At 61.6% G+C, this 22,915-nt stretch carries 19 protein-coding genes and 2 pseudogenes; 6 read left to right on the forward strand and 15 right to left on the reverse strand.

Annotated features, from left to right (window positions below; translation table 11 throughout):
* The first annotated feature begins 224 nt into the window (after positions 1–224).
* Positions 225–680 carry a GNAT family N-acetyltransferase gene (locus MJO58_RS27780; RefSeq protein ID WP_061559516.1) on the forward strand — a complete coding sequence of 152 codons (456 nt, stop codon included), beginning with the start codon at positions 225–227 and terminating at the stop codon, positions 678–680.
* 91 nt (positions 681–771) lie between these two features.
* Here the strand turns inward: MJO58_RS27780 and MJO58_RS27785 are convergent, their stop codons facing one another.
* Together MJO58_RS27785 and MJO58_RS27790 are read right to left on the reverse strand one after the other, a co-directional pair.
* Entirely contained in the window at positions 772–1,341 is a 570-nt protein-coding gene (locus tag MJO58_RS27785) for a DUF6036 family nucleotidyltransferase (RefSeq protein WP_061559517.1), read from the reverse strand.
* The gene (locus MJO58_RS27790; protein ID WP_239723506.1) at positions 1,338–1,859 is read right to left on the reverse strand and encodes a helix-turn-helix domain-containing protein; all 522 of its coding nucleotides are present in this window, start codon (positions 1,857–1,859) and stop codon (positions 1,338–1,340) included. Before MJO58_RS27790 ends, MJO58_RS27785 begins: the two co-directional genes overlap by 4 nt.
* A 320-nt stretch (positions 1,860–2,179) precedes the next feature.
* On the opposite strand from MJO58_RS27790, the gene MJO58_RS27795 reads away from it, so the two are divergent.
* Positions 2,180–2,317, forward strand: a complete 138-nt coding sequence (locus MJO58_RS27795; protein ID WP_254902502.1) for a DUF1330 domain-containing protein — start codon at positions 2,180–2,182, stop codon at positions 2,315–2,317.
* A 62-nt stretch (positions 2,318–2,379) separates the two neighbouring features.
* On the opposite strand, the pseudogene MJO58_RS27800 reads toward MJO58_RS27795, so the two are convergent.
* Both MJO58_RS27800 and MJO58_RS27805 read right to left on the reverse strand, forming a co-directional pair.
* Positions 2,380–2,568, reverse strand: a pseudogene (locus tag MJO58_RS27800) (FAD-dependent oxidoreductase); the annotation flags it as partial.
* 138 nt (positions 2,569–2,706) lie between these two features.
* Complete coding sequence (locus MJO58_RS27805; protein WP_061559519.1) at positions 2,707–5,040, reverse strand: tetratricopeptide repeat protein; 2,334 nt, start codon at positions 5,038–5,040, stop codon at positions 2,707–2,709.
* A 266-nt stretch (positions 5,041–5,306) separates the two neighbouring features.
* Here MJO58_RS27805 and MJO58_RS27810 point away from each other — a divergent pair, with 266 nt between their 5' ends.
* Together MJO58_RS27810 and MJO58_RS27815 are read left to right on the forward strand one after the other, a co-directional pair.
* On the forward strand, positions 5,307–5,807 hold the full coding sequence (locus MJO58_RS27810; protein WP_239723507.1) for a thiol-disulfide oxidoreductase DCC family protein: 501 nt from the start codon (positions 5,307–5,309) through the stop codon (positions 5,805–5,807).
* 8 nt (positions 5,808–5,815) lie between these two features.
* Positions 5,816–6,916, forward strand: a complete 1,101-nt coding sequence (locus MJO58_RS27815) for a methyltransferase (protein ID WP_061559520.1) — start codon at positions 5,816–5,818, stop codon at positions 6,914–6,916.
* On the opposite strand, the gene MJO58_RS27820 is transcribed toward MJO58_RS27815, so the two are convergent.
* From MJO58_RS27820 to MJO58_RS27870, 10 genes and pseudogenes are all read right to left on the reverse strand, one after another.
* The gene (locus tag MJO58_RS27820; protein ID WP_061559521.1) at positions 6,877–8,700 is read right to left on the reverse strand and encodes a hypothetical protein; all 1,824 of its coding nucleotides are present in this window, start codon (positions 8,698–8,700) and stop codon (positions 6,877–6,879) included. The genes MJO58_RS27815 and MJO58_RS27820 overlap by 40 nt on opposite strands.
* Before the next feature lie 112 nt (positions 8,701–8,812).
* Positions 8,813–9,193: a type II toxin-antitoxin system VapC family toxin gene (locus tag MJO58_RS27825; protein WP_061559522.1), complete on the reverse strand. Its 381-nt coding sequence runs from the start codon at positions 9,191–9,193 to the stop codon at positions 8,813–8,815.
* Positions 9,190–9,438: a type II toxin-antitoxin system Phd/YefM family antitoxin gene (locus MJO58_RS27830; protein ID WP_061559523.1), complete on the reverse strand. Its 249-nt coding sequence runs from the start codon at positions 9,436–9,438 to the stop codon at positions 9,190–9,192. Before MJO58_RS27830 ends, MJO58_RS27825 begins: the two co-directional genes overlap by 4 nt.
* A gap of 93 nt (positions 9,439–9,531) precedes the next feature.
* Positions 9,532–11,217 (reverse strand): hypothetical protein, encoded by a 1,686-nt coding sequence (locus MJO58_RS27835; protein ID WP_084954112.1) that lies wholly within the window; start codon positions 11,215–11,217, stop codon positions 9,532–9,534.
* Positions 11,218–11,281: 64 nt separating this feature from the next.
* The gene (locus MJO58_RS27840; protein WP_175364744.1) at positions 11,282–11,452 is read right to left on the reverse strand and encodes a DUF8548 family protein; all 171 of its coding nucleotides are present in this window, start codon (positions 11,450–11,452) and stop codon (positions 11,282–11,284) included.
* An 11-nt stretch (positions 11,453–11,463) separates the two neighbouring features.
* Positions 11,464–12,039 (reverse strand): annotated as a pseudogene (locus MJO58_RS29050) (DUF8548 family protein).
* A 951-nt stretch (positions 12,040–12,990) separates the two neighbouring features.
* Positions 12,991–13,350, reverse strand: coding sequence for a PASTA domain-containing protein (locus MJO58_RS27855; protein WP_036474287.1), 360 nt, complete (start codon positions 13,348–13,350; stop codon positions 12,991–12,993).
* A 133-nt stretch (positions 13,351–13,483) separates the two neighbouring features.
* Complete coding sequence (locus tag MJO58_RS27860) at positions 13,484–15,376, reverse strand: UvrD-helicase domain-containing protein (protein WP_036474285.1); 1,893 nt, start codon at positions 15,374–15,376, stop codon at positions 13,484–13,486.
* Complete coding sequence (locus MJO58_RS27865; protein WP_036474283.1) at positions 15,373–17,322, reverse strand: ATP-dependent nuclease; 1,950 nt, start codon at positions 17,320–17,322, stop codon at positions 15,373–15,375. Before MJO58_RS27865 ends, MJO58_RS27860 begins: the two co-directional genes overlap by 4 nt.
* A 302-nt stretch (positions 17,323–17,624) precedes the next feature.
* Complete coding sequence (locus tag MJO58_RS27870) at positions 17,625–17,963, reverse strand: nucleotidyltransferase domain-containing protein (protein WP_051641743.1); 339 nt, start codon at positions 17,961–17,963, stop codon at positions 17,625–17,627.
* Between the two features lie 139 nt (positions 17,964–18,102).
* Between MJO58_RS27870 and MJO58_RS27875 the strand changes: the two genes are divergently transcribed.
* A complete protein-coding gene (locus tag MJO58_RS27875) occupies positions 18,103–19,128 on the forward strand; it encodes a PDDEXK family nuclease (RefSeq protein ID WP_036474310.1) in 1,026 nt (341 codons plus the stop codon).
* Between the two features lie 60 nt (positions 19,129–19,188).
* On the opposite strand, the gene MJO58_RS27880 is transcribed toward MJO58_RS27875, so the two are convergent.
* Positions 19,189–22,548, reverse strand: a complete 3,360-nt coding sequence (locus MJO58_RS27880) for an NACHT domain-containing protein (RefSeq protein ID WP_036474281.1) — start codon at positions 22,546–22,548, stop codon at positions 19,189–19,191.
* A 127-nt stretch (positions 22,549–22,675) separates the two neighbouring features.
* Between MJO58_RS27880 and MJO58_RS27885 the strand changes: the two genes are divergently transcribed.
* Positions 22,676–22,861 (forward strand): hypothetical protein, encoded by a 186-nt coding sequence (locus MJO58_RS27885; RefSeq protein ID WP_139043417.1) that lies wholly within the window; start codon positions 22,676–22,678, stop codon positions 22,859–22,861.
* The last annotated feature ends 54 nt before the right edge of the window (positions 22,862–22,915 follow it).

Raw genomic sequence — 22,915 nt, forward strand, 5'->3', positions numbered from 1 at the left:
ACTGAACCTGGCGGGTGGCGGGTCGCCCGCTGATTCTCGATGAACCTGGCGAGCGGTTCATCTCGTTGTCGGCGATCTTCGGCTCCGAGCCGGCATCCTATCGAGAGCACAATGAACTGCGGAATCGGCTTCTGTAGGACCCTTTGGGATCTGACAGCGACGCGTTCGGGAGCGGCAACTACCGGCTCAACTCTTGCCCTGAACGGACCGTAGGCTCACGTGGCGTGAGCCTCACTCTTGTTGATCTCCGCCGCGGCGGTGTGGACAGACACTCGTGGACACCACCGTTCGACTCGTCGATCACCTATGAGAACGAGCACTGGTGGGACGGCGTCCGCTACTTCGTGGACGACCCATGGTTTGTGCAGCTTCTGGAAGATGGCGTCGAAGTTGCGCGGGTCGAGTTGGACGACCCCGGCGGCATCAACCCAGATTGCGCAGACGTCCCCAATCTCGGCGACGAACGCCTGGAGATCCAGTTCGTCGAGGTGGCATCCGCTGCGCACGCCCGCGGCGTCGGCACCCGGGTAGTGCGGGCGCTCGAGGATCGGCACCCGGGCCGCCGACTATTCGCGTACAGCGAAGATGCCGACCACTTCTGGGTGTCCGTCGGCTGGGAGCCGTTCTACCGTCTCTGCCGCCCGCCTGCGCGCACCCTGTTCGTTCAACCGGCACGGTAGGACGACAACCGCAGGCAGCTCCACTCCCCCGTCGTCTCGGGCCGGCAGGTCCCATCTCACAGGCACCTCGCCGAAGCGTGTTCTCGATGCACTACCTGTTGATGCGGTAGCCAAGCCATGGCCGGGCTCGTTCGACACTGGAGCTGTACCGTGCCGGCACGGTGACGAGTCGATCGTCGATCACCGCAGGTTCAACGAGATGGGCGTCAATCAACGCGTCGACGAAGTTGCGGTCCTTTTCCCGGAATGCGCAGAGCTTCGCGACGCAGAGATCTTCCTTATCAAGGCACCAGCCGATGTACTGAGGTTGGCCGCTGGGATGTGCGGTATTTTCGTTCTGCACCTTGACAAGTCGCGCCCTCCATCCATCAGGTAGTGCCGACGTTGTGAGGTCGACACCGTCGATGCTAAAGCCGTGTGTCTGCTGGAATGGGGACAGCTCACCGGCGATCGACACGATGAGGTCGGCGAGCTCGATGGTGACGTTGTTGTCGTCGGTGATCGGCAGGATATCGATTTCGAGTGAGCGGGTCGCCAGAGTAGGTAGCTCGTACTCGGGGTACGTTCCCAGGATCGCCTGGGAGCCGACCACGATCACCTCTGTGCTGCCGGTGATTTGGCACGCGGCTCGGATAGCGTGCTCGAGTTGATCGCGCCTCACGAGGCTAGCCGTTTCAGCACATCGGTACGTTCTTGTTCCGATAGCAGCCCGCCCATGGGGCTAACTTCCCGCATCTCGATGTGCTCGCGGCCAAGACCGGTGAGGGCGCGACGCAAGCCGCTGACATCCCTGCTCTTGATTAGCTTTGCCCAGCGGTCGATGTTGTCGGTGTGCGGTTGTCCAGTGACCCCGTGGCGCAAGCGCCGGAGGTTTTCTTCGATCGTGTCACTCCACTGCTCGACGGTCAGCCGGGTTAGATGAGTCGCCAACTGGCGGTGCAACATCCACGACCGGCGCTCGGCGCGGGTTAGCTCAACCGCGACCGCTGAGCGTGACACCTCCACGCGATATCCCATGCACGACAGAAGACGGTCAAGTTGGTCATCGCTCAGATCGACTTTGCCCGACAGGAATTGACTGATACTGGGCTGATGGACGCCACTAAAGCGCGCCAACTGAGTCTGCGTCGTACCCGTCTCCAGGATGACTTGCTGTAGTAGCTGGCCGCGATCGCCCACACCCAACTATAGCACTAATTACTATAGGTTCTGAACATGCTCATCTTCTCGCTGTACTCGGAACAATGCGCCGAAACCCGTGAAACGCGTCCGCGACCTCCGGTTCAAAGGAGTGATCCATCGCCAGAAGGCTTTTGACCTTGCCGGGCACTCGTTTTCTTAACCTCACGCTGCTGCAAAAACTCAGGAGGCCCGTTGAGCGCGTATGCGATTTTCACTCGGATAAAGACCACCAACACCGAATCGTTGAAGCAATACGCCGACCGAGTCGGATCCGTTCTCGACGGGCACGCGGTGAAAATCCTTGCCTTGTTTGGAGATTGCGAAGTACCGTGATCCTCGAGTTCCCGACAATGGACGCCGCCAGAGCCTGGTACCACAGCGAGGCCTACGCAGAGATCCTTCCTCTGCGACTCAACGGCGCCGACTATTCCGGGATCCTGGTGGAGGGGATCTGAACGTCGCCGAGGAGCCACGGCTCAGAAAAGCCCCTCCGACCGGCCATCGTGATCGGGTTCCCTCAGCCGGGCTCAGGCTCGACTCTACGGAACTGGTCGGGGGTGCGGACGTGCTCGGGGCGAAAGCCTCGGCCGAAGGCAATGAGTGGGAGGAATTGCAGCGGGCCGCGACCCACGATCGCCGGGATAGACAGCGGGGATAGGTCACCGTCCAAATTCGGCGCGACCGCCCTGTCCTGGGCGAACACTTGACCGCACCGTGCGAGCGGAGTCAGGCGACTAGTTGACGAAAGATCACATGCGGCACGCAACACTGGCCGGTGCGATGTGCTGCCCCGACTATCGTGCAGTTGGCGTGCTAGAGCCAACGTAGTAGATCTTGCTCAGGATCAGTTGAGTCCTGCCTGGCGCTGATATCGGTGGAGGTCATCCCGGACCAGTGCCGCCAGGTCCCGCTGGCCAGATGTGTCGAAATAGTTGATGGCTATTTCAAGGTTTCGGAAGCCTTCGGCATACCGTCCGAGGAGACATTGCGACTGCCCCAGGTTGTTCGCTACTTCTGCCTGACCTGATTGATTACCGCGTGCTCCAAAGATCTTGAATGCCACTTCGAGTAGGGCGCAAGCCTCCTCAAGGAGCACGAAGCGCGTTTGCCCATTTTTAAGAAGCGCTAGCCGCGACAGGGCAGCGCCGAGATTGAGCGACGTGTCCGCGATGCCAGGCTGGTCGTCGAGTCTGCGCCGGATCGTCAGCGACTGACGAAGAGGCGCGACAGCCTCCTCGAACCGCTCGCGCTTCGCGAGGGCCGCACCGATGTTGTTGAGGGTGCCAGCCTCGTTGGAGAGATGAGGAGGCTCCGATTCCCGGGAGATTCGCACGTCCTGCCAATAGACTTCGAACGCATCGTCGACACGTCCTTGGTCGAAGTAAACGTTGGCGATGTTGCATCGGGACAAACTTAGGGCAGCGACGTCTCCACGCGCCTGATTAATTTCGATTGCTTGCTCGTAGACGCGGACCGCGCCATCAAAGTCTCCCAGCATGCGTAATGCGCTGCCATAGTTGTTCAGCGCACACGACGCAATCCACGGGTTTTGCTCTCGCACCTTCGGAGCAAGTGAGGCAGTGAGCGCTGCAACATCGTGGAACTCTTGAACCCAATGTTTTTGCTGCCTGAGCAATTCACCGAGCACAACTCCCATGCCGATCGCGTACGCGCGGAAATCTTCACGCGCAACGATCCTCGTCAGGATCGAAGTCGCCGTTGCACGTTCTGCCTGGAACCACGCGGCCGCATCCTCGGCGGATGGGAAAAGGATTTTCGACTTGTCGGAAACTACCGCGGTGAGCCACTCGGCCGAGCCTGCCAGTGCTACGTAGTACCGGCCGACGAGTCGCTGGAACGCCGTTTCGGCATCGCCGGCCTGGGATGCACACTCCTCGGTGGAATACAGCCGGACCAAGTCGTGCATACTCCATCGGTTGGGAACATGCTGCTCAACTAGGTGGCTGCGGACCAGGGCCATGAGCTGCTGCCGCGCCGCCGGACCCGACGACGCTCGGATCAATATGGCTGCGGCGTCCAAACCAACATCTCCACCGGGAACGACCGACAACAGCCGAAATAGCCGTCGCAGTTCCTCTGGTAACCGGTTGTAGGACAGAGCCAGAGCTGCCCTGACGGACAGATCGCCGCTGTAGTGCAGGCCGCCGAGGCGATCCTCCTCGCGTGCGAGTTCAACCACGAGCTCTTCGATCGGTCGGTCGGGCTCGTCGGCGAGCAGCGCCGCAACTATTTGAAGCGCGAGAGGTAGACGATCACACAGGACGGCTAATCGCTCGACCTGGTCGACGCTATCGAATCGGTGGTCGTCTGGATTGCGGTCCCGAGCAGACGTCGTGATCACCGTGACCGCCTCATCGAGAGGCATCCGTTTGACCTCGACGACTTGCCGGCTAGGTATGTGGCCAAACGTCTCCCTCGTCGTTATCGTCACCTTGTGCACAGGGTTGGCGGGTCGCAAGGAATCAAACTGATCTCGTTCACTGACGTTGTCCAACCACAGCAATACGGACTTGCCTTCAGCGGCAAATTGATTCATCACTTCCTGATACTTTCGTGCCTGGTCGGCCGGATCTTGTGGAATGTCATCGTCATCGAGGCCGAAGCTGCTAAGTAGGGGATGAAACACCGCATCGGCATGCACTCTATTTGCAGGATCTTCTTCATAACCCCGCATGTCGACGAAAAGCACATATTGGAATAAGTCGGCGGCTTGAGCGGCGGCCACCGCTTGCCTGAGCAGTGTGGTCTTCCCGACGCCAGGCGGGCCACTGACAGCAACAAGGCTTCGCCGTGGATCGCCAGCCGCGTTTAGGTTGGCGGCCACGTCTTGCAGTTGGAGCTCACGGCCTACGAAGGGCGGACTATCGGCTACCATCGCGTCGATAGGCAGGACTCGCGCTGACGCCTTGATGTCGCGGGGGCTCTGTCCGACTGCCGTTGCGTTGGCCTCATGCGCTCGTTTCAGCGCCCGCAACCTGGCCACAGTCCAGGCCTCGGCATCGTTATCGATGACCGTATGGTCGGTCCCGCACATTAGAAGCAAGTTGTCGTAGCCGCGACGTTGCTCATTCGTCATATCGGGGTTGAACCGGGCCGACGTGGGCAACGCTCCTTCAATATGTGCGATCTCACCGACCATCACGCCGTCGGCGGTCATCAAGACTTGCGCGCACCCTGGATATGCACACCGGTTCCCGGAAGCCAAATACAGCCGGCGAGTCACGGTTCGAACCGGCTCTAGCCGGCGGGGCGTTTCCACGAATTGACCCTGGCACATTGAGAAGCGCCAGCCCAGTACCGCCGACTAACGCCGCGCCAACGGGCCGAACGCCGACGCCACAGCGACCTAGGTCGAATGTCGCTGCTGCGGCGCGATTTGCAATGATGGAGTAGGCGATATCGCTTCCTCGGGGGGAGGTTCACGTGAGTGCGGTACAGAGCCTGCCGAATGCGCCAGTTCTGCTGTACGACGGTGTGTGCGGGGTCTGCAACAGCGCGGTGCGCACCCTTCTTCGGTTCGACCGTCATGGAACGCTGCGATTCTCCTCTCTGGACAGTGACTTCGCTCGCGACATCAGGTCCCGCCACCATCAGCTGGAGGGCGTGGATTCCGCCGTCTGCGTCCGCAACGCGGGACAGCCTGACGAGACGGTGGATATCCGGTCTGCAGCGCTGCTGCAGGTCGCTGCCTACCTCGCAGGGTGGTGGAAATTGGCGCTGGCGGCATACGTGATTCCGCCGGCGGTGCGCGATTGGCCTTATGAGCGCTTCGCGGCTTTCCGTTACCGCATCGGCGGCCAGCATCACACCTGTCCGATTCCGACAGCCGAGGCGCGCACTCGTTTCTTCGACGCGACTTACCAGCTGGAAGCGCTGATCGGCACTAGCACAGTTCTCTCTGACCATCGTGGCAAGCTCGGTTAGGTATCTCGATGCGCCTGCCCGCCTTGCCCTTACCGCTTTGGGTCGCGCGCGCCGCCCTCGGTGCTCGACGCCGTGTCTTCGATCTCGCTGATGCCGCGGTGCCCGAAGAATTCGCGCTGTTCTTCGACGTGACGATGGGGCTGCACAAACTGAAGATCGCGGGCGTGCTGGTCTCCTCCGGGCTCGCCGATGCCCTCGGCAAGGATTCGCGTGATCCCGTCGACCTCGCACACCAACTGGACCTGGACCCTGGCGTAACGGTCAGAATCATCAACGCCGCGATCGGCTCGCGGCTGATGCAACTGAACCGTCAGGGACGTGTGCGCCTGACGAGTCTCGGCGCCCCGCTGCGCCGAGAACACCCCAAATCGATCGCCTCCTGGGCTACCTACTTCGCGCACCCTGACACCGCAGCCGCATATGCTCACCTCGACGACCAGCTGCGCGAGGGAGCCCAAACCTCTGGATATCAAAAGGCATTCGGCAAGTCGCTGTGGGATTACTTAGACGATCGCCCCGATATGAGAGCCACATTCGCCGACGCAATGCGCCAGCTGTCCGAGTTCGACCTCGCCGGAATAGTGCGGACGTATCCATGGCCAAGACGCGGAACCATCTGCGACATCGGCGGCGGGGTCGGGCACATGCTTGCAGCTATCCTCGATCATCGGCCTGACGCTCGCGGCATCTTGCTCGACTCAGCCGAGGTCATCGAACACGCAGACGCATTCCTGCGCGAGCGAGGATTGACCGACCGGATCGAGCGCCGCGCCGGCGACCTCTTCGGTCAGCTCGACGCCCACGCTGACGTCTACACGATGAAATGGATCCTGCACGACTGGGACGATGATGCCTGTCGCGAAATCCTCAAGCGCGTCCGCGCCACCATGCCGCCAGGTTCGAGGTTGGTCACGATCGATATGCACCACGGATCAGGCCAGCTGAACACCGTGTCAGCGATGAGCGATCTGCTGATGCTTGTTTCCTGCCAAGGCGGACGGGAACGCTCGCCGCAGCAAGTTCACGCCCTGATGCGCGACGTCGGGCTTATACCCGGACGAGTCCGCCACTACGGGCCGACGATGCTGGTCGAAGCCCTCGCTCCATGACGGATAGCGCCGGCCCGGCGCAGCATCAACGCAGTGGCCGCATGATCTTGGTCGTAGTCCTGCCCGCAGCCATCACAGTGCACCGTCGCGGCCTGGTACCGCGCATCAGCGGGGTTCTCGTAGCCGCAGCCGTCCCCGTGGATGCGGGAGAGCCCAAAGCGACCGACCTCCCTGACGGCGCAGCCCTCGCGCAACGCCGCGGTGGTCACGAGCGTACGTAGCCGTCCGGGTGCCACCACGCTTCGCGCGGCCGCGATGCCTTTGTGAGCAGCACGTGGTCGCGGGACGGATGCGGCGGTGAGTTCAGGCAGCAACAAATCATCCAGCACAAGGGTTTTGGCCTGGCTGGCGAGCATGGCGGCGAACCGGCGATAGAGATCGTCGCGGGCAGCGATGGCATGACGCCTCTGGCCGAGGTCCGGGCCGCGCCGCAGTTTGAGATCGCGGCGCTGCCAGCGTAGAAGTAGAGCCGCGATCGACTTGGCATCCGCCGGCGGGGCGATTTCCCAAGCGCGAGCCAATGCGTGGAATTTCGCTACGCCGCGCCAATGTTCGACGGTCGCGGCATCGAGGACACCGCCGGGCGTGCGCGGATCGTCGATCGGCCCGTGTTCGGCCAGCCAGGTCACAAGGGATAGCTGCAGTGCGCGAGTAGCTTGCCCGCGCTGGGCCCGGATTTGATCCGCACGGGCGAACCCATCGATGAGTGTCGCGGGCACGATCAGCCGCCCGGTACGCGTGGTCTCGGCGACTACGACGGCGCAAAATTCCTCTGGAATATTCAGTGCCCGAGTCGATCTCCACGTGGCCGCGATGATCCCGTCGGCGCCGCGGCGCCAACCCAGATGCACTGCCACCGCCGGGCCGGTGCGCCGGGGGTCGGGATCGGGCACAGTGGCTGAGACATTGAGAGTGGCGCGCGGCCCGGCCGGCGTGTGGCGGATGGTCAGTCGCGCACCTGTGATGTCGGCGTCAGCGGGCAGTTGGCGATGCTGCTGGACGGGCAGCTCCACCAGCAGCATCGGCCCGTCCGCGCTGCGGCCGTAACGGAACCGGGCGACGACTCGCCCGGCACGCCGTTGTTGGCTCGCGGACATCTGGTTCCACACCTCGGGATCGATCCACGGAAGCTGAAAGTAGTTGTGGTACTTGCCATCCAAGGCTGCGACTACCGCTGGGGACCGTGGTGGATCGTCGCGGCGGCGAATCAGTTGAACCGCAATCGTTCCCGAGCCGTCAAAGGGGTGGTGGCGTAGTGTGGCGTCGGGGCGGGTGATGCGTTGCTGACGAAGGCGTTTCACCGCACCGGCGTGTTGGGCCACCACATCGTTAAAGGTGCACCAGAACAGCCCCCGCTCTTGGACGTAGGGTCGGTAGAGGGCTCGTTGCGCGGCGTTGAACGCCGCAGTTCGCACCGCGCGCGGGCCTGCGGCTTGGGCGCGAACCTCGGTGATCGCTGCGCGGCGCTGCTGGCGTGCCTCACGAAGTGCCGACATCGCTGAAGTTTCGGCGGGACTGCGCCGGACACCGCGTTCCGACTGCCCCCGTGAGGCTTTCGCGCTTTCCAACGCCGCGGTCCACGCCGCCTGGGCGTGAGCGATGCGCTCTTCGGCCGCGGCCACTGCGGGAAAACTAGACCAGATTGCTTGAAGATCGGCTTCGTAGGCCAACCGAATAACCACCAGCTCTTCGCGCAGCTCATGCGCGAGACGCAATTGCTCGCGAATCGGCTCGGACAGACGCCAGGTGTAGTGCACACTCAAGGTCACACCACTGAACGCCACAAACCGAACTGTAAGCGACGACAACGGTGGTATGGATAACAGTCGACGCAAGTACGACGCCCTCGCGCTGGCGTTGCCAAACTCCGCTCAGTATGGCACAGGCTAGCCGCGCTCAGACCGCCACGACGTCGACCAGTTGGCCCAACCCGCCAAAGTCAGCGGCGTTGCGGGTATAAAGGCGCGCAGCGTGAGCATGAGCGGTGGCCGCGATCAGCAAGTCCATCGACCGGGCCCGCGGCTGGCGCCCCGAATCCACCACAGCCGCAGCGATTTGGCCGTAGCTCGCCGCCACGGCGTCATCCACGGGCAGCGCGTCGAACTTACGCTCAACGACCAGCAACCGCCGCAGCCTCTCGGCCCGCACCTGCTGATCTTTGGCGACCAGGACCCCGAAGTGCAGTTCTGCCAACGTGATTGCGCTAACAGCCAACTCTCCGACCAGGGGTTCGACATCGGACGCGATCACCACGCTGGTGTCGAGGATCGCCCTCATTGCTTGGCCCACGGATCATGTATCTCGTGGTCGATGGCCTCACGGTCGGCGTTCCAGGCGGGATCAGGTGGCCCAGCGAACAGGTCGGCCACGTCCGTCCACCGCCGCCAGGTACGAGGCGCCGCAGGAACGAGCCGGGCCCCCGGGCGACCCGCCACGGTGATCGTGATCTCCTCGCCCTCCTCGGCCCGGCGGACGAGTTCGGACGCGTTCTGCCGCAGCTCACGCAAGCCAACTACTTCCACACAATCTACTGTAGCACATGTGCTACACCGGTGGCATGTCGGAGACGAGGAGCCCGCGGTCAGCACGGCCTACTTCTAAGTTGTGGTCGAGTTCTAGGGCACTAGGTTCAGTAAGCGGTCGATATCGTTGCGGTGCAGCGTTAGTGGAGCATTCAGGTCGATGAACGTGTCGCGCAGTGGGCAGGGTTCTTCCCAGTCGTCGGTGAAGGCGAATTGGTCGTTACCGGAAAGGAGTGTGTTGATGTCGGCGCAGAGCTCTCGGACCGCGATGGCCATGCCTCTCGCGCCCGATCCGTCGTATCCCAGCGGGTAAGGTTCAGCCTTGCCATGGGGCGTGGGCATGATCCACGATGTGCTGTTTTCGTCCGCAACGAAAGCCGGGTAGCTGTCCTTGAATTGACCTGGTGTCACACCGATTTCGATGCTTTTCAGCCGTCCGGTTGCGTGCCGAAGTTGGGAACCAGTAGTCGCATAGATCCTTGTCGGGGTTTCGACGATCCAGGAATCGGGCTGCAGGGGGTCGTGCAAGCACTGGCGAGGGCTGTATCTATCGGGGCCTTGATCGATTGTCGAGTAGATCGAGGTGAAGCCGAGTTCGTCGGTTCGCCGCAGGGCGGTCAGCGGACGGAGGCGCTCATGCCATCGTTGGGCTAGGGGCCCGAGTTGGTTGCGATCGATGGTGGTCACGCAACCCAAGATGGGCTGCCACAGCCCCCAGTACCCCCAGGATCCATCGCCGAGCGATCCGATAAACAGTGCCGATTCTGCGTAGCGAGGGTTGGCGGGCAGATGTAGGAGTTCGGCGCGCTCCTCGTCGGTTAGCGGGTCGGGGGCGACTGGGTCGATATCGGGCACGCCGGCCACCAACAGGCCGGTTTCACTGGTCATGGTGGTCACAGACAGTGGAGTCAGCTGCAGGTTTTGAGCGGTCGCGTAATTGATGATGCGGCACGCGCGGCCGAGGAGCCGCAGCAGAACGGAATCGTCTTTACAGGCATCGACGAGGGCTGCGGAAAAATTCTTGATCTGGTACTGCGTCTGGTAGCGGGGGGCGATTTTTCGGACCTCGCCGGGCCGCCAGGCGGCCATGGCGTCCATGTCGAGGAGCCCGGACGGCCAGTACGGCACGTCGGTGCGCAGAAGGTAGGCGAGATCCGACCACGAGAAGTATTCTCGCCCAACGCTCTCCGGGCCGTCGCCAGATTGTCCGAGGCTGTCCCAGACCCCGATGCCTCGATGGCTCCGTGGGTCGTTTCGGTCGGGGTGTTCGGGGTCGGGTGTGCGGCTTTCGCTGTCGGTGACCACGACGACCGTGGAGACGTCCGTGTGCTGGCCTGCGATTAACGCAGCGAGGTCGCGGGCGACATCGACGCTCCAGGTCTGGTCTGGGTAGGCGACGATGACACGACCACGGTCGTCGGCGGGTTGCCAGAAGTGCAAGACGCCCTGGTTGCACCAGGTACCTTTTCCTACTTCGAAGGGCTCGGCCCCGAGGAACGCGGCCGGCGCGTGACGAAACGATGACGGCAGCGGATAGAGCCGTGGTATCCGTGTCCGAAAGTGAGGACGCGAGGCGTCGATGAAGTCGTAGAGGGTGGCAGGTCGCCAGTAGTTCTTGCGATCAAGTTCCAGATCTGGGGCTGGAAAGCCTTCTGCACCGCCTGCGGCGACGTCTTGCCGAATCGATTGGGGTGTGGCGTCTAGACGATCGCTTACGTAGTCTACCGACAGGCGCATGTTGTACCAGGAGGTCCTCTGCCGCACGCGATCCCACGTCATGGGCCGGACTATATGTGGCGGATATATTTGCGTCTACCACGCAGGGCATATTGGGCGAAGGAAGTCATTCCTGCTGATGGGGCCGTCCAGAGGTGTGCCGCCAGATTGCGTGGTCGAGCCCGTACACATCGCAGCCGATCGCCTCGGCCGCCGCCTTGACGAGGCTTCCTGCCTTGCGGTTGGCCAGCTGGTGTTCGTGCACGCCGATAGCACGTGCGACGAAGCGTTTGACCATCCGATCGGGTTTTACCCCGACAACCACGTCCGAGTAGCGGTCAGCGAGCTCTGCGGACGCGCCGAGGTGCTGATGCGGGCGGGCGAGAATGGAGACGTAACTCCAGAGATACCCGAGCCCTGCCCGGTCACGGCCAGCCAGTCGCGCGCGAGGAGGTCCAGACGATTCTCGACGGCAGCGGCATGTAGATCGGCGACGTGCCACACGCGGTGGTTGGCAAGCACGTGGGCTTCTTGACGGACCGCCTCGGACTTGAGGATGCCGCTTCGTGTTGAAGTGCGCCAATGATTTTCGACCTTATCCGCCCAGCCCTAGGGGCCGTTGGACCACTCAAAGGTTCCCAGTAGTTCGATCACACCATCGGTATCAGCGTCGCCGTTCTGTTCGGCACGGTGGCGTCGATATTGGGTGATGACGTTCGCGACGCCGCCGTAAGTTGCGTTGATGGAGAACACTGCGTCAATGATGCACAGCGCCAAGCTGTTTGGGTATCCTGGCGGTGCGATCCAGTCTGCTGAGGACCCGAGGTCCTGTTTGCACACCGCGACCAGTTGTTCCAACTCTTGTGCGCGGAAGTCAGTGACCACGCATATCTCCTTTGGGGCGATCCGGGGTTTGCGGTCGGTGCCACGTTATCCTCCGGCGCGGCATTTATCGGTGCGGCGGCCGGACGTCGTTGTCATCGCCAACGAGTGGCGCCCAGCCGACCCAGCAACCTCTGCAGCCGATTCGCGTACCGCCAGCTTCATCTGGCCCGCGGCTTATCCTCTAATGATGCTTGGGATTATGGGTGGGAGCCCTGAGTGCCCGCCGGTGGCGGTGCCGTTGGTGAACGTGAATTGACCGCCGCAGCCGTCGGGGATGTAGTACTGCACCGTGGGATTAGCAGCTGATAGTGAGGCGATCTGTGGAAGCGTGATCGGGCGCCACGGACCAATACTCGGTGGAGGGTTAATCCCAGCGAGCCCACCGGTCTTGATGCCGCCGAGTTCTCCCGTAATTTCGTTCGGGCCCTGTGGCGCCCAAATCGATCCGCCAATCGGGATTTGCGTAAACCGTTGAGCCTCATAGGTGTATTGGACCCATTGCTCTTGATGCCCGTCGACCACACGTGTATAGGGCGTGTAGTCCGCACCATTGATACGGACTCGGTACTGCTCCTCGACATGCGCGAACGGTGGTGCATTGTCGTCGGCCCACGTCTTACCGCCGAGCGGGTAGAAACCTGTTGGGCCGCCGGTATCCAACGGGGGCTGCAGCGGACGGTGACCAGTCCATAGCGGTGGCGGATCGTGTCCAACATAGGGTGGCGGGACGACGTTCTGCCGGCATTATGTACGGACGTCAAGTTGTCTCAACGAATCGACCGCAGGAACGCGCAGTGTTTGGTGATACGAGGTCCGGTTGCCACGGCACGCACCCGGCCGCAACCCACGTTCAATATGCTGCCGGATAGGTTCGGTGGCCTTCGGTGACCTGGTCGCTTTTGAAATTCAACACTTGCTGTGGACGGCTTCGTCTTGATTCCGGTCCGTTGATCATTGCCCGGGCGCGTTCTGGTCTTCCACGACGGTCAACTTGATCTGCTGGTCCATCTGGACCTTCGTCCCTGCCGGTGGTGACTGAGTCGCGATCTTCCACCACCCGAACGGGATAGGGGCTTTGATGGTGTCGTTCATGACGTCGTGACCATCAGGCGCAATGGCCGAGATGTTGGTGAAGCACGAGGTAGTCGAGTCCGTCATGGTGTACTCCATTGACCAGCCTGTCAATGCTGGCATCGGGATGGGCCAATTGTACGTAGTCCTGCACGCCTCCTCGGCGGTAATGGCATTCGACACCGGCACACACCAAATCGTCGTAGCCATCATCGCCGCCGCGATAAACTCGATTTTCATTCCCCTCCTTCCCGGCTGCCCTAGTCGTACAACTCATAATTTTATGTCGGCTGTCTGACGGTGAGATAGCCAATTCCTCAGTCGCACTTGATGGTTGAGCATGTAAAGGAACGGACTGGTTGATGCGGGCCGTCTAGCCGAATCTGGTCACCGGAACACCCGCCTGATCAAGTATTTCGTAGAGGTCGGCGATGTTGCGTCGGCCACCGCGTGTATCGCACTGAGTGAAGACCACTCGTTGCGCAGCACGCGATAGCCCTACGAAGAATGTGGCGATGGACGCTTCGAGATCTCGTTGGTGCGCCCACCACTGGTCATCATCTAAACCCAAGAAAAATACAGTGTGGTATTCGAGTCCTTTGCTTCGATGAATTGTTAAGAGTGGAACTGCATCTCGTGCTTCATAAGCGGTCACAGCAGCACGCCAGGAACCAGCGTCGGCACATGCTGTCTTAAGCCGCATGCGAAAAGCATCTTGTCGGACCTGAAAATCGTCCGCTGTGTCGGCGAGGTTGTAAATCCGACCGTCGGTGATGACAGAAATCATTTCTGTTACCAGGTCGACTACCGCGTCCACTGCGTCTTGGTTGCATGCATGGTCGCGCATCCACTGACGCACAATGCGGAGGCGTGCTGCAAGTTCATCATCGGTCCTGACCGAGCCGAAAACGCTCTGGTCGTCGCCACTCCGCAGATTGGCTATCGAGGAGGAGACTCCGGCCCAAGCCTGGGGGCTACCCTCTTCACCGCGCGAAGTCGCGGCGAGCTTGAGAACTCCGAGTAGTAGCTGAGCCAAGTTGTCCTTCAGTAGGTCCTGAAGCTTCATCTTTCCGACTGAGGCGTCATCATTTCGGACCACGATGTCGTACTCGCTTAGAGCGTCACGGAACTCGGGCTCGAAATCAGCCACTCTTTGACGCGCGATGAGTGCGTAGTCTGCGGGTGATCGGCCCGTCGATTCAGTATCGGCGGCAATGTAAGCGGCTATCGTGCGGGCCTCTAACCGTGCAGTACCGAACGACCACATCGTTGCAGCTTCGCCGTCTATGTCCGAGATCGCTTGCGCTGCTGCAGTAGTCGCGTTTGAATCCAGGAGTCGAGCGAACCGGTGCTGAAGATTAACGAGCGCCTCCGTCGAGCGGAAGTTCCACCGCAAGGCGTAGGGAGCGGCCGCAAAGTCACGCTGAAACTCTGAGAAGGCGTCAGTCAGCGCGCCAGCCCAACCCATGATGCGTTGCTTGCGGTCACCCACGGCCGTGACGGTGGCAGTTCGGCGAAATAGTGACCTTAGGAAGGTGTATTGCGCGAAAGTTGTGTCCTGAAATTCGTCCACGAATACATATGGGTATGTGAGGTTAATCGCCCGTTGTAGCTGTGGGCTGGTCCGTATAATCAACTCTGCCAATCGATTCAACATGACAAACTCCACGACGGGGGTTGGCAGCTCCAGATAGCTTCTGCGCCACCACTCTTCGACGGCGTAGTCGACTGCTTTGGGCGGGCTGACCGGCTTAATCGGGAGAGCGTATGTGCCCAGGATCGACGTCATGAAGGTGCCGCGCGGAATGGCGTCGATTGCCGTTTTCAGTCCTGCGGGAGCGTTGGCCGATGCTTCCGTCAACACATCTTCGACTTGCCTATCGCTACTGAACTGGATCTTGTAGTCACCAGCCATTTTCCAGCGTCCGGGCAGCAGGGTGCCGAACCGGTCCACGATGTGCTTTGTAAACGCGTCAAACGTCATCGACGTAAAGCGGTGGGCATGTTCAGGCGCCCTAAGTCCTACTCTACGTTCGAGGTTGGAGGCTGCGTCGCGTTTGAATGATATGGCGAGTATGCGCCGCGGCGCTGGACATAGACCGGTTAGTAACAGGTAACTTGCTCGCTGAGCAAGGAACTCGCTTTTGCCGGCGCCTGGTCCAGCCGTCACGCATGTTGATCTGTCGTCCCTTAGAGCTTGCCACGCCGCGGGCTCAAGATCATCAATCCCGCTGGGGCGCCAGCTATCTGGTGCTACTAAGCTCATCCTAGCCCTACTTCCTTTTCGATTGTGTCGATAAGGTCGGCCAGTACGGTAGGCGGCTGGGCAAGCTTGTCCGTTGGAACTGTGGTCAGAGCTCTGAGATGACTTGCTGGCTTAGACTTGTTGGCAAAGAGGTACCGATACCACGAGAGATACTGCTTGCGCTCCGGCGCTTTCCAGTAGTCGATAACGGGATCGGCACGTCCTAACACCGCGGGCGTAGGATCGGAATCGAAGTCTGGCCCCTTCGCCCCCTCGTCCAAATCTGCCGAGTAATAATCGAAATACGTCTCAAGCAGGGACATATCCAGGTCGAGCGGTTCGGAGAAGAAGACGTTGAAGCGGCGCAGGTGCTCTGTCCACGCGATGAGTTCGTTGTAGTCGAGATCAGCTTCAAGATCTTCGATCTGTGCGTAGCCTTGTATGTCAGCGAAAGGATCCTCGCCTAGCTTGAGGAGCTCTTGGCATACGGTCTTGATCCTTCCGACACCACCGCCATCGCGTCCCCAGTCCAGATCGAGGAGCGTGGCATACGGCACGTTGAGGCTGGACAAGAGCTGCCAAAAGTAGTTGGTATGACGTCCGCCCAGCGGAACGACTGCGACGAACGAACGGTCAATCGGCACGCCCCTGGCTTGCGCAAGGAGCGGGATAACCAGTTCCTCGGAGTCACCCTCGCACAACACAACATAGCGCGAGAAGTAGAGTTCGGGGTGCGCGCGCACCGCCTCGCGGATGTACTTGCTGGCTTCAGTGACGTCGGCAGGCAACTCAATTGGGGTAATGGAACTCGTTGCGGTCACGCGGTCATGACAGATGTGACGCACTTGGTCCGGCTCGACCCGCGCCAACGCGCTCGCCGAATGGCTCGCCAAAATCGATTGAGTCGGCGTCTGTTCCGCAAGCTCGGTCAGCTGGGCAACTACCCGCGACAAGAAAAATGGCGAGAGGTGATTCTCGGGCTCTTCGAGAGCCAAGAGTGTCAAAGCCGGCAAGCTCGATAGCGAGAGCTCGAACTGGTCCGATAGCTTCCCGGCAACAAAGTCGCTCTCGAGATCCAGCGTGGCCGCGGACAGCGCGAGGTGGAGGAGGGAACGTTGACCGTCACTCAATGCTGTGGCAGCCCGCTTCCGCCCGGTCGGTGACGGCTCAAATAGCAGCGCAACGTTGCGAAATAGTTCGCCGACGTTTCTCTGAAGCGGCTCGAACGATGGCCGAGCCTCGGTATCGGCGTGGTGCAATTGTTGCCACCGCTTGCTGAGGGCTTGTGAAATCGCGGTCACCACACTTTCGGACTGAAACTTCTCAAGTAAGTCATCGGCGGCACCTGCGAGGTGCTCGCTGAGGTCGCTTGACCAACGGCTAGCTCGCCACAGGCGTCCGCGCATAAACGCAGCCAACTGGCGAGCGCCGTCGCGCGCTGCGGGAAGGTAGAGCATCTGAATGCGATTTCGGTCGACCTCACGAAACGATGACCAACGATCGCCGTAGTCCTCGTCGAACGTGTGGACGACACGGCGCTCTTCTCCGATATTTCCATCAACTGACCCGTCATCGATCCAGGTCGCCCTAAGCACAAATCGGCACTTAAGGTGGCCATCTTCTGTTGCCGCCATCTGCTGAAAGAACTCTGGCACGCTATCGGCTGCAGCTAGAGATTCCGGGTCGTCTTCGTCGACGTTCTCCAGCTCGGGAAAAGCCAGTATCACTTCCACCTGAAGCGATCGGGCCGAGGGCGGCTCCGTTTCTGCACTGGATACATGAAAATCATCGAGTTGCACGCGGCGCTGCTCTTGAGTGCCGAACATCCGAAGAAGCGCTTCGCATACCGCGGTCTTGCCCGCGCCATTTCCGCCAATGAGAGCAGTCAGTCGCGGATCCAAATTGACCGCTGCACCCGCGGGACCGAAGCAGCGAAAATTACTAAGCTGCAGCCGCTCGATATACATAGGCCCTCCGAGCAGGCAGCCTACCCAGCACGAGGTCACTTGAGGCCACAGTTGACGCACGACTGCGCTCGCCGGCCCGCCTTGTCCGTACGGTCCGATCTCGCCCGCGAGCGATACGAGCGGTGGGAACCGAGGCAACCATCGCGTGGGCAGATCAGAAGCTGGAAACGGTCTTCGAGTCGTTACCGCAACGCGGCCTGGGTGACACGCAGCAGCTGCTTCGCACGATCGGGTCGCGCAGCACGGTAGATGGCCCGTTAGCGCGGCAACGCGATGGTGCCGCGCCCGTTGGATCCCGCCGCTCATCGATTCGCCCGGGAGTACGCCGTGAGGAAGGGGCGTTGCTCGACCTCGATCAGCAAGCTCGAGTCACGTGGGTCTTCCCATCGGGCGGGTTTGGTCTGCTCGGGATTGACGGGCCTGCCAAGGCGGCGCTCGGCGCGATCGGCGGCGTCGAAGACCTGCTGCCGACTGGCGTCGCCGATGACTAAAACGTCGATGTCGTCGGGCGGGGGTCCGGGCTGGCCGGCGTAGCGGGCTGCCCAGGATCCGAAGATGATGACCTGCTCGGCGCCGGGGAGGTCGGCGAATTCGTCGGCGATGATCTCGTGAGGTCCGAAGCTGAGCAATGCGACAGTCAAGATAACGCGAATATGTGTCCATGAAGTGCATACGATTTGGAGGGCCGTTCTGGCCACCCCGGACGGCCAGATTCACCACCTCGGCATCGTCGAGGTCGCACCAGCGCGATCACAACCACCGTCACAGCAGGGAATCTCGTTGAAATTCAAACGCCGCAATACGCTCGATCTGGCCGACCTCATCTGCGGCAACACCGGCGCCGATGTGCCCGGCCCAGACGAGCAGCCCAAGTACTTCCCCTATCGGTCGAGTTACTACATCACCGAATTCTTCGCCGACATGGACACCGAGTGGACTCACGACGGTAAGACCACCCGCAACTGGTGGGTCGCCGATGTCCTCGAGTCGATGCTCAACGAACCCCACGAAGGTCCCCCACATCCACCGGAAGTGTTCTGTCGTCTCATCGATCACCTGATGGACCCGCGCGAGGCCCTCAACGAAGGCGCCGAACGACCGGGCGCCCTTGCCCAACTCAACAGCGTGCTCACCCGCGAAGGGTTCGAGGCGTTCTACGGCGAGGACCGGCACTGCTATTTGCGTCATCTTGGCAGCGACACAGTCACAGTGCTGCAGGTCAACCCGCACCGCCCCCTAACCCCGGCCGAAACCGAGCGGCGTACCAATCTGGCCGCCTACCTCGACACCTGCAGCGAGGACCAACTGATCGAAGAGGTGCTGCTGCCGCTGTTCCGGCAGTTGGGATTTCATCGCATCACTGCCGCCGGCCACAAGGACAAGGCACTCGAATACGGCAAAGACATTTGGATGCGGTACACCTTGCCCACCCAGCACCAGCTCTACTTCGGCATCCAAGCCAAGAAAGGCAAACTCGATGCTTCGGGTGTCACAAAGACCGGCAACGCCAATATCGCCGAGATCCACAACCAGGTGCTGATGATGCTGGCCCACGAGATCTTTGATCCCGAACACAACAAGCGAGTTCTGGTCGACCACGCGTTCATCGTCGCTGGTGGCGAGATCACCAAAGCCGCACGCGCCTGGATCGGTAACGCGCTGGACGCATCCAAACGCAGCCAACTCATGTTCATCGACCGCGACGACATCCTTAACCTCTACGTCGTCGCCAACCTGCCCCTGCCGGCGGCAGCAGTCCCGCCGACAATCAATCCGTGGACGACCACCGATGAGCCACCTTTCTGATGATCGGCAACCAACGACTGTAATCGCTTGCCGCACAGTTGCTTAGACGGCCACAGGTCCTCACTGTTGAGTGCGCGCATCGATCGCGTGGACGGCCTCGATAGCGTCGCGGCCAAGTTCTGGGTCGTGAACGTAGTGGTGGCGCAACAGGTCTGCGGTGGTGGTCGTACCCACCACTCCGAGCATCCGCACGGCGTAACCGCTGGTGCCGCCCATGGGATGCCACTTCTCTCGCCCTCCTGGTAGGTCGTCGCGGTGGGTCAGGGCCCACTGCAGCAGTTCGCGAATCTGGTCGGGATAGGCGGCCACCAGCGCGCGGTGCGGATTGACCGTGGAATTCTGGTCGCCGCTGAGCAGTTCGCTGTTAGCGCGATAGAGGTCGCGGAGGATGGTGACGGTCGAGCCGGGCGTTTCGTGTGAGAGCCGGTGCCAGATACCTGCTGCCTGTTCGACCATGTCGCCACGGAACAGGTGCAGTAACAGTTCATCGACCAGTCTCCATGCGACTGCGACCTCGTCGGCCGATTCGTCTACAGGTGGCAACGTGGCGGAAATCTTGGCCCAGCCGGATAGACCATTGAGGTGTGCAGCCACCGCCTCGGAGTGACTGAAGGTCTCGCGAGGTAGTGGTCCGGCGTAACGAGCCAATGCGCGTACTACGAGGTCGTCGGCGCCGTCGGCGCCCTCGGCGAGTTGTTTTACCGCCCAAGGGGTTCCGAAGCTGCAGTCGGAGGGCATCACCGACATCGCGTACAGGGTCAGCCGCTGGTTGTCGGGCAATGAGTCAATAGCTTCGCTGTAGGGGCCGAGCACGCGTTCGTCTTCGAACATGCTGGCCACGATTCCCTGGGCCAGTGTCTGGTGATCGGGATGGTCGACGTCGCTTAGAGCGTCGGCGATCTCGCGTTGGATTCCTTCCAGCGACGTCACGGGGGTGATCTGGTCGTAGCTGGCGAGTGCGTCGATTAGCGTCGAGCTGGTACCCCAGTCGCCTAGGTCGTTGTCGTAGCCGCTCAGCACGTCGACCATGCGTTGGCGCGTATCGGATTTCAGCACACTACTGCCGTACATGGCAGACTCCAATAACTTCAGCCGAAGGTGATAGCCGCCGACCGCCAGGCCGGTCTTGACGAGGTCAGGCAGATGCTGCGCGTCGATGTCGTGGCGGATCGGATGACTGAGCAGTGCTGCCAAATAGAGCCGGCCGAGGCATCGCGGGTTGGGTGTCCACGTCGGGGTGGCAGTAGGTATGGTCGTGGCCGCGCGGTCGCCGAAATTACGGGCGTCTTGGGCGCCCTGAGTCACCAGTCCGGCCGCGGGGGTGCTCTTCTGACCGAACGGGCCGAACGTACATGCAACGACGGTGCTGATCGCCATCCGGCTGCCCGCCCCGTGAAGGTCGCGCATCGCAGTGCGCATCACGGTGTCGGTCGCGTCCATCAATGCGCCGATCTCGGGCAGAAACATGCCGTGGTAGGCACACCGTCCCGCGGCGAGCAGCAACGACTCCTCGATCGGCGTCCATTGCCGCAGGTGATGCCAGGTGCCATCGAGCGATGCGGCTTGCGGATCTTTGGCCGTGAACGTGGAATGTGGTGCGGCAGCGGCCGCCTGGACGAGCAATTCGGTGATGTCTGCCTGGGCCTGCTTGGCGGTGGGGATTCCGAACGATCCCATTGCGGCGGAGGCGATCAGCGTGGGGTCGGCGAGCTGGCGGATGGTGTCGTAGCGGCGGACGGGGTCGCTCTCCAGCATGAGTGCGTGGTCGCGAAGATCCCGGTGCGCCGGCTGGGTGAGCAGCTGGGCCAGCTCGGCGCCGTCGTGGGCGGTCAACACCAGATGCTCGGCGGTGAGGAAGCGCGCCAGCTTCTCATGGTCAAAGCGCAGCCGAGCTTGGTAGACCCGGATCAGCGGCGAAGCCAGGGTGTCGTCGATTGCCGACGGGGTGGTGGCGAGTGCTTCGCAGCGGCGCAGCGTGGTCATCACCTCCGCGATCGGAAGTGCGGTGCGCACGCCGGCGTTCATGGCCTGGGCAAGGCATCGCAGCCCGGCTCGGACGGCTTCGCTGGGGGTGCGCCGACGGATGTAGTCATCGAGGACCTCGGTGTTGCTGTCCCGGCCAGCGGGCAGATCTGCGATGACTTGTGCCGCCAGGGTGATGTCGTAGCGGGTCCTGTACTCCTCGGATTCGGCCACGCGGTCGGATGTTCCATAGGTGGTGGCGATGCGCCCACGTTCGACGCCGGTCGGCGCCTGCAAATGCACGTTGCATGTGGCGGCGAGTTGGGGCATAGAAGCGTTGGTGGTGGTGACCAAAAGCGCTGCGGGATATTGGTTTTGGAGCGCGTGGAGCTGTTCGAGCAGCTTTTCACGGTGGGGGCATTTCTCCAATGCGTCGATGACGAAGGTGATCCCGGATCCGCCTTCAGCGGCTTTCGCCAGCAGTGAGTGGGCCTCGTGTGTGCTGAACGGGCTGACCGCGCGACGTAACGACTGGATGAGGTGGCCTTTCCTGTAATCGTCGGCATCGATCCAGACCACCATCTGGCCGCGATCGGTCAGAGTCAGCGCGGCGTGTTTGGCCAGATGCGTTTTGCCCTGGCCGCTTTCGGCTGCCAGCTGGATCCGGTGCTGCCGGCCGACAAGGTGATCCGCCATGGTGTCGGCGTTCACAGTGACTGGCGCTGAGTCGATTAGCGCGGCGGCCGCAACGAGCGGTGGAAGGTTCGCTGCGGTGAACTCCCGGAACCTGCGCCGGTAGTCCTCGACAGCTGCAGCGTCGGCGCGGCGACGCAACGCCTCCGTCGTGTCCTCGCCCTCGGGGTAGAGGCCGAGATGGCGGATTACCTCGTCCCAGTGTCGGCGGTCCCAGTGTGGGAGTCCCGGCCCGGGCTGGGCGAGTCGGTCGACGAGGGTATCGAGTCCGACGACGCTGACGTAGGCGTGTCGGTTCAGCGTCGAGCCCGCGGGAATGTGCGGGTCGCAGCACACCACGGTGTCGATGTGCCTGGCGAAACCTTTACCAGTTGGACCGGGGACCACGCCTTTGCGGTTGAGATCAGCCAGGACGTCGGCGACACCGTAGGTTTCCTGGAGAGCCTGCTCGTAGTAGCCGTGATCGGCCACCATGCGCTCTGCGCCCTCAGGGAGGCGCTGGCGCCACGGGCCGTTGGGAGTGGCAATCAGCGGCAAGGTGGGGTCGACGTGCTTGAGTTCGACATTCATGCACCGCTGGTCGGAGACGATCAGCAGATCAATCTGGCGGGCTCCGCGAGCGACCGCGAAGTTGACGAGCAGGGTGGCCGGCATGTTGCGGCGAGCAAGTTCGTTCCGCACCACGTTGATAGCTCGACGCTCATGGGCGTGGGCGGGCTGGTCTCCGTAGAAAACGGTGATCTGTGTGTTGTTGTTTTTATTCACCTGTCGCCACCTTGGTGGGTGGCACTGTCGCTCAGACTACCTGAACGGTGCGACAGACCGACGACAGCCAGCGCATGGCCTCCACCACGGTCACGGTAGCCAATATCGCTGGAACCGGATTGGGTGGATGACCGTCCATACCCATATGGACGACATCGAACGCATCGCATTGCGCGAAGAAGGTCTGGATCCCGACGATCCGGCGGTGATCACCGCCATCGATTTGGTGCGCTGGGAACTTGCTCTTCTCAGCGATGGCCACAGTGACCGGCGCGGCGGAACGCGAGGTCAGCGACGCGACGCGCGGTGGTGATCTGGTCGGAGTGTGTCGAGGCTTCTGAGAGGATAAGAGCGGTTTTCCGTTCGA

This window comes from Mycobacterium lentiflavum (assembly GCF_022374895.2).
Classification (GTDB): domain Bacteria; phylum Actinomycetota; class Actinomycetes; order Mycobacteriales; family Mycobacteriaceae; genus Mycobacterium; species Mycobacterium lentiflavum.

Bases quoted from the DNA above. Each gene is read 5' to 3' on its own strand.
- MJO58_RS27805 (WP_061559519.1), bottom strand. From the start codon at position 5,040: ATGACCGCCGACGGCGTGATGGTCGGTGAGATCGCACATATTGAAGGA.
- MJO58_RS27815 (WP_061559520.1), top strand. From the start codon at position 5,816: ATGCGCCTGCCCGCCTTGCCCTTACCGCTTTGGGTCGCGCGCGCCGCC.
- MJO58_RS27825 (WP_061559522.1), bottom strand. From the start codon at position 9,193: ATGAGGGCGATCCTCGACACCAGCGTGGTGATCGCGTCCGATGTCGAA.
- MJO58_RS27835 (WP_084954112.1), bottom strand. From the start codon at position 11,217: ATGACGTGGGATCGCGTGCGGCAGAGGACCTCCTGGTACAACATGCGC.
- MJO58_RS27840 (WP_175364744.1), bottom strand. From the start codon at position 11,452: ATGGTCAAACGCTTCGTCGCACGTGCTATCGGCGTGCACGAACACCAG.
- MJO58_RS27855 (WP_036474287.1), bottom strand. From the start codon at position 13,350: ATGAAAATCGAGTTTATCGCGGCGGCGATGATGGCTACGACGATTTGG.
- MJO58_RS27860 (WP_036474285.1), bottom strand. From the start codon at position 15,376: ATGAGCTTAGTAGCACCAGATAGCTGGCGCCCCAGCGGGATTGATGAT.
- MJO58_RS27865 (WP_036474283.1), bottom strand. From the start codon at position 17,322: ATGTATATCGAGCGGCTGCAGCTTAGTAATTTTCGCTGCTTCGGTCCC.
- MJO58_RS27885 (WP_139043417.1), top strand. From the start codon at position 22,676: ATGACCGTCCATACCCATATGGACGACATCGAACGCATCGCATTGCGC.